Source organism: candidate division KSB1 bacterium (assembly GCA_022562085.1).
GTDB lineage: Bacteria > Zhuqueibacterota > Zhuqueibacteria > Oceanimicrobiales > Oceanimicrobiaceae > Oceanimicrobium.
The window spans coordinates 1-5760 of sequence record JADFPY010000298.1 but is presented as its reverse complement, the minus strand read 5'-3'; the positions used below and the strand labels follow the sequence as shown (position 1 = coordinate 5760).

Below are 5760 nucleotides of genomic sequence, written 5' to 3'. Positions count from 1 at the left end.
CCACAAATACCACACATTAGCCGGCGTTCTCCAGTTGTTCTTCTAAATACTCAAGAACTTCTTTTGTCTTTTCAAGGTAAGACTCGTAGCTATATTTGTCTTCAGCCAATTTCTTGGCACTCTTCGTAACCCGCTTGCGTAAATCATCTCCTTTCAAAACATTTAACACGCCCGTACCGAAAGCCTCCGGCGTGCAATCCGTAAGGACTGAAACCTTGTCATTGAGTACTTGTGTATGCGTAATAAGATTGGTCGCCACAATCGGCTTTCCGGAACGCAAGTAAGAATATATTTTGAGCGGGGTATTGTTACCCTCAATTCTTGGCGAAACCAGCACATCACACGTGTCAATATAACCAGGGATTTCTTCTGGCAAAACAGACCCAGTGAAGACAAAATAATCATCGAGATTCATTTCACTTACGGTCTTCTTATAGTGCTCAACTTGCTCCGGCTTACCCCCTACCAAAACAAAGCGTACCTCTTTGGTTTGTTCAACAACCTTAGCGCTTGATTTAATCAGTAAGTCGATACCTTGATAGGGTTCAAAAGTGCCAGTGTAAAGAACGACCGCTTCACCGTTTGTTTTTATCTTCTGTTTTATTTGGCTGCCATTCATTTGAGATTTAAATACAAGGCTGTTGTCTGCAACATTCTCGATCAATTTGTTAAACTTATTGGGAAAGTTGCCTTTGACATAATTAAACAACTCTGGGCAGATGGTGATTAAAGCGGTGGCATTTTCGATTGTCTGGGCCTCAAGCATCTCAAAAAGGCGAATCAAAAAATTCGATTTACTAAACTTAAAATTTGACAACTGTTGCGGTAAACTAGAATGCATATCATACAGATGCAATGTACCGTATTTTTTTGCTAAATAGTTACCTACGAATCCTGCCTCTTCGTGAGTATGAAGCAGATCATAGTTGCCCTTCTTCAGCATTTTTTTTGCTTTAGCGAACAGGTAGAAATCAAGGATAATTTTTCTCTTCGATGGTCCGATGGCAATTTTTCTAACAAAGGGAACTCTTGGAATACGGTGAATTGTGACCCCCTCGATATCCACATCCTGCCCGATATGATAGGTTACTAAATCGACTTTGCAGCCCAAATGTGATAGAGCCTTTAATCTATGTAAAACGCTGAACGGGGTTCCTCGCGGTTGGAAAAAAGGCTGTGGGGCAATCATCAAAATGCGCATTTGTGAAAATAATCCTCAGAATTAGAAAGAAAGATTGAGCGGAAGGCGAACAACGGTAGTGTTAGGCGCCTTCAAACTCTACTAAAATTCATTAATGTAAGCGCTAAAATTTTAGATCGGTCTTAATCGCATTTACTTTAGCAATTATAATGCCACTGACCTTAGATGTTTGAGCGAGGAAGGTGTGTCTGTATTTTAAAGGGTTTACTACAGTTTAAGAAATACTTTAAAGGCTGTTATTTTAAGTAGCTATGTGTCAAAATGAAACGATGTTAGCACCTGACACAAAGCGAGTTAGGTGGAATTCAATTTGGAAAGTAATTTAATTGGTAATTGACTTTAACTCGCACCGTATCCAAAGAGTACCACAAATACAGTCTTAAAAAGAATTTTAAAGTCCAGCCAAAGAGACCATTGATCGATATACTGCAGGTCCATCTGCATCCACTTTTCAAACTGAATTTTATTTCTACCGCTGACTTGCCAGATACAGGTGAGTCCGGGTTTCAAGCTTAATCTCCGGCGCTGCCACATTTTATACAACTCTACTTCAACGGGTAATGGTGGACGGGGCCCAACGATACTCATATCTCCCTTCAGAACATTGAGGAGCTGCGGAATTTCATCGATACTCAATTTTCGCAGAATTCTACCAATCTTTGTGATTCGCGGATCGAATTTTATTTTAAATACCGGACCGTCCATCTCATTCATTTTCTCCAACTCGCGCTTTTTCATCTCAGCACCCACAACCATTGTTCGAAACTTATAAAGCTTGAATTTTCTGCCATTCAAACCGGAGCGCATTTGCCTGAACAATACCGGACCTTTTGAGGTTGCCTTAATGGCAATTATCACAAAAATAATTATTGGAGAAAAAATGATTGAAAGCACAAAAGATAAGATAATATCGAGTGTGCGTTTGAGAAAAAGCTGCCACTGCTTGGCTGAAAATGTTTCAAATTCTAAAAGCGGGAATCCTCCAAAATCAGTCTGGCGCACTTTCGCTATTCTGAGGTTATAAAGATCCATGCTAATCGAAGTACTGATTCCTTCCCGTTCGCACGCCAAGATTGCCTCATCAATTCGATTTAACCAAAGCCTCGGCACCACAAAAATCACTCGATCGACAACAATTCTATGCAGGATAAAAGGAATATCCTGAAGTCTACCCAGAACCCGGAACCCTTTTATTTCTTTACCAAACATACCATGCTCATCATCAATCAGTCCTACAATTCGCAAACCTAAATGGGCATGACTTTTTACAACCTCAATGAACTCCCTTGCTCTTTTTCCGGTGCCAACAATCAGCAAATTTATTTGATTGTAGCCCTGCTGATGCATGTAATCAAAGAACTTTCGTAGGAATACCCTTGAAATAGTAAGAACAACAACAGTCACCATTGAATAAATTGCAATAAATAAACGACTCGTGACGGTTAGTTTAAAAACGAAAATGAGGCTACCCAGCACGATTGTTGCCAGGACGCCAGCTTTTAGCAGAATTTCAAATTCCTTTAGGAATGTTTTGGTTCGTATATCTCGATATGCACCCAAAACGGATAACAATAGCAACCAGGTTGGTATGCTGGCAACGGGGATAATGAAATATTTGTTTGTGAAAAATAAAAACGCATGAATAGTGGGGGCAGATGCATAGTATAATTCACCTAGCCCTAGAATATTTCTTACGAAAAAGCTGAAAAAGTATGCAGCTACAAAAGCAACGGCAACAGAAATGGCATCAATAGTTTTGACGACATTGCTTAGAAAAACTTCCTTATCCTGGACCATTAAAGAGATTCTAAAAGAAAGTTGAAACTAAAAAATTATTCATGGAGTTTATTCGCCTTAAACCAATCAACATACTTGGCTATTCCTTGCTCAATGTTGACTTTTGGATGGTAGGATATTTCATTTTTGGCTTTAGTGATATCGGCAAAAGTAATTGGAACATCGCCTGGCTGCATTGCAAGCTTTTGAATTTTGGGTTCTTGCCCCAAGCACTTCGCGATCAACTGAATAAGCTCTCTTAGTTCAATGGTCTTCGATTCACCTAAATTGTAGATGTGGTAATCTGAACAGTATTCAATGGACTTGCAGATACCTTCAATAATATCCGTAACGTAGGTGTAATCGCGACGCGAACTTCCGTCACCATACATGGTGATTTGTTCGCCTGCCTCTATTGCTCGTGTAAATTTATAGATGGCCATGTCCGGCCGCTGTCTTGGACCATAGACTGTAAAAAAACGCAGACAGGTTGTGGAAATACTATAAAGATGATAATAGGTGTAACAAATCAACTCGCAAGATTTCTTTGTCGACGCATATGGAGAAATGGGATGATCGACGGGATCACTCTCACAAAACGGCACTTTTTCGTTTTCACCATAAACCGAGGATGAGGAACCAAAAATAAACTTCTGCGTCCGAAATTCTTTAGCCATTTCCAAAAGATTCGTCGTGCCCTCTACATTGACTTGCTGATAAAGCAGAGGTTCCTGGATAGAAGGTCGAACACCTGCCCGTGCTGCTAAGTGAACAACAATATCAAATTTATAATCCGCGAAGATTTGACGCAAAAGATCGAGGTTAAGTATATCCCCCTCAATCAGTGTATAATTACTTTGCCCTTGCAGTAGAGAAATATTATTTCGTTTGATTTCCGGATTATAATAATCGTTGAAACTGTCAAGGCAAATGACTTCCCGTCCCTCTTTTAAAAGAGTCTCGCTAAGGTGGGATCCGATAAATCCGGCGCCTCCTGTCACCAATATTTTTGCCATATTCCCTTAGCCCGTCAATAAATTCCTATTCAAATTTTAGTAGTGATAATAGCTATAACCAGGATGGGCCATATCACTCGTCGTTCCATTTAAAATTACACCCAAGACTTTCGCCGGCACATTTGAAAATAGCTCCAATTTCTGGAGAGCAAATTCCCGATTGGTCTTTCCGGCCCGAATAACCATCACCGCTGAATCGACTTGCGTGCCGATAACGACTGCATCTGTAGCTGCGTTTAGCGGAGGGCTGTCAAAAATTATCAGCTCATATTTTCTCCTGGCTTCGTCGAGGAATTTGCGCATCTGCTGCGAACCCAATAATTCCGAAGGGTTGGGAATTAAAGAACCACAAGTTATGAGAGTTAGATTGGGAATATGTGTTTCATATAGAATATTTTGTAGAGGAACCATTCTTGTCAAGTAGTTGGAAAATCCTGGCTCTTTCGGCAACCCAAACGTATTGTGAAGAACGCCGCGTCTTAAGTCACCGTCTATCAGCAATGTGTTTGTTTTGAGTTGCGCAAAGGTGATAGCTAAATTCGCCGCAGTAAAGGACTTGCCATCACCCGGTTCGGTGCTGGTTGCAACCAGAGATTGTATTTTACCGTGGTCTTTTGAGAACAACAAATTTGTTCTAAGAGAGCGGTATGCTTCACCAATTGGAGTCGGGGAATAATCATGCGTCACCAGTTGTTGATCAATCCGCTTCAATTTCTCGGAGTCCTGAAAATCGAAAACATCGCTAAAGTCAAGCAAGGGGATCGTACCCATAACCGGTAATTTTAGATACCTTTTTACATCGTCAACGGTTTTAATACTTTTGTCGATGAATTCAAGAAGCAACACAAGGAAAACGCCAAGTGCTATACCTAGAGTGCCACCCAATGAAGCCTGGATCCTCTTTGGAAGGCTTGTAGGAAATTCGGGCACAATCGCAGGATCTAGTATCTCTATTTCTTCAGATTTGACTACTTCGTTAATTTTAGCGTCACGGGATTTACTATCCAAGTTGAGGTACTTTTGCTCGGCAACTTGCTGATCTCTTTTAAGTTCACCCAACCGCTGCTGTTGAGCTGGAAACCGACTTTGATCGCGTCGTAGTTTTGATATTTTTGAGCTCAGACTGCTTATCTCAACTCCAATAGTACTTATTTCCTGACGGGTGAAGTTCTCTATTTGTGCTTGTGTTGCTCGAATCTCATTGTCAATTGACTGAGCCCTTGGGTTTTGCTCAGAAGAACCTGCTACAATCATGCGCCAGTTTTCAATTTGATCTTTTAGCTTTTCACGCAGAAACAGCATCGTTGGATGATTATCGAAATAACGGTGTGCCGCAAGTTGACTAAAAATATATCTGCGATTCTCCGCAGCAGTTCCATTTCCGTTTACGGAATTCAGTTCATCGTCCGATTTTTGCAGAAGAACTTCTAGTGTATTTTTGTAGGAAACTAAAGCTTTCCTCTCAGCCTCATCACTCACCAACTGTTTGACTTGGATATCCTGCTCCGCATTCAAATCCAGGGCATTATTTTCCTGGAATTCCTTAAGTGCCTTATCAGCCTCGGTCAATTCAGCCCTTGCTATAAGAAGTTGCTCTCCCAGCAACTGGCTCTTTTTCTCAACATCTCTTGTCTTAAGAGAAGCACTCTCTTGGACAAATATCTCCGCAAGACGATTGGTCATTTGAGCAGCTAAATTTGGATCGGTGTCGGTTAAGGTTATAGTCATCAGATTTCCAGAGCGATTCCAATTGGTCTCAGTTTTACC

4 protein-coding genes are annotated in these 5760 nt (G+C 40.9%); all 4 read right to left on the bottom strand.

What is annotated here, in order from left to right; genetic code table 11:
• Positions 1-16: 16 nt before the first annotated feature.
• The 4 genes from IH879_18535 to IH879_18520 all read right to left on the bottom strand — a co-directional run bounded on the left by IH879_18535 (position 17) and on the right by IH879_18520 (position 5676).
• Positions 17-1201: a glycosyltransferase family 4 protein gene (locus tag IH879_18535; GenBank protein MCH7676923.1), complete on the bottom strand. Its 1185-nt coding sequence runs from the start codon at positions 1199-1201 to the stop codon at positions 17-19.
• A 339-nt stretch (positions 1202-1540) separates the two neighbouring features.
• Positions 1541-2998 (bottom strand): sugar transferase, encoded by a 1458-nt coding sequence (locus tag IH879_18530; GenBank protein MCH7676922.1) that lies wholly within the window; start codon positions 2996-2998, stop codon positions 1541-1543.
• A gap of 35 nt (positions 2999-3033) precedes the next feature.
• Complete coding sequence (locus IH879_18525; protein ID MCH7676921.1) at positions 3034-3993, bottom strand: GDP-mannose 4,6-dehydratase; 960 nt, start codon at positions 3991-3993, stop codon at positions 3034-3036.
• A gap of 36 nt (positions 3994-4029) precedes the next feature.
• Positions 4030-5676, bottom strand: a complete 1647-nt coding sequence (locus IH879_18520; GenBank protein ID MCH7676920.1) for a polysaccharide biosynthesis tyrosine autokinase — start codon at positions 5674-5676, stop codon at positions 4030-4032.
• Positions 5677-5760 lie beyond the last annotated feature (84 nt).

What these genes read in the sequence shown, in the direction of transcription:
- IH879_18535 (MCH7676923.1), bottom strand. Translation starts at nt 1,201, where the DNA reads ATGCGCATTTTGATGATTGCCCCACAGCCTTTTTTCCAACCGCGAGGA.
- IH879_18520 (MCH7676920.1), bottom strand. Translation starts at nt 5,676, where the DNA reads ATGACCAATCGTCTTGCGGAGATATTTGTCCAAGAGAGTGCTTCTCTT.
- IH879_18530 (MCH7676922.1), bottom strand. Translation starts at nt 2,998, where the DNA reads ATGGTCCAGGATAAGGAAGTTTTTCTAAGCAATGTCGTCAAAACTATT.
- IH879_18525 (MCH7676921.1), bottom strand. Translation starts at nt 3,993, where the DNA reads ATGGCAAAAATATTGGTGACAGGAGGCGCCGGATTTATCGGATCCCAC.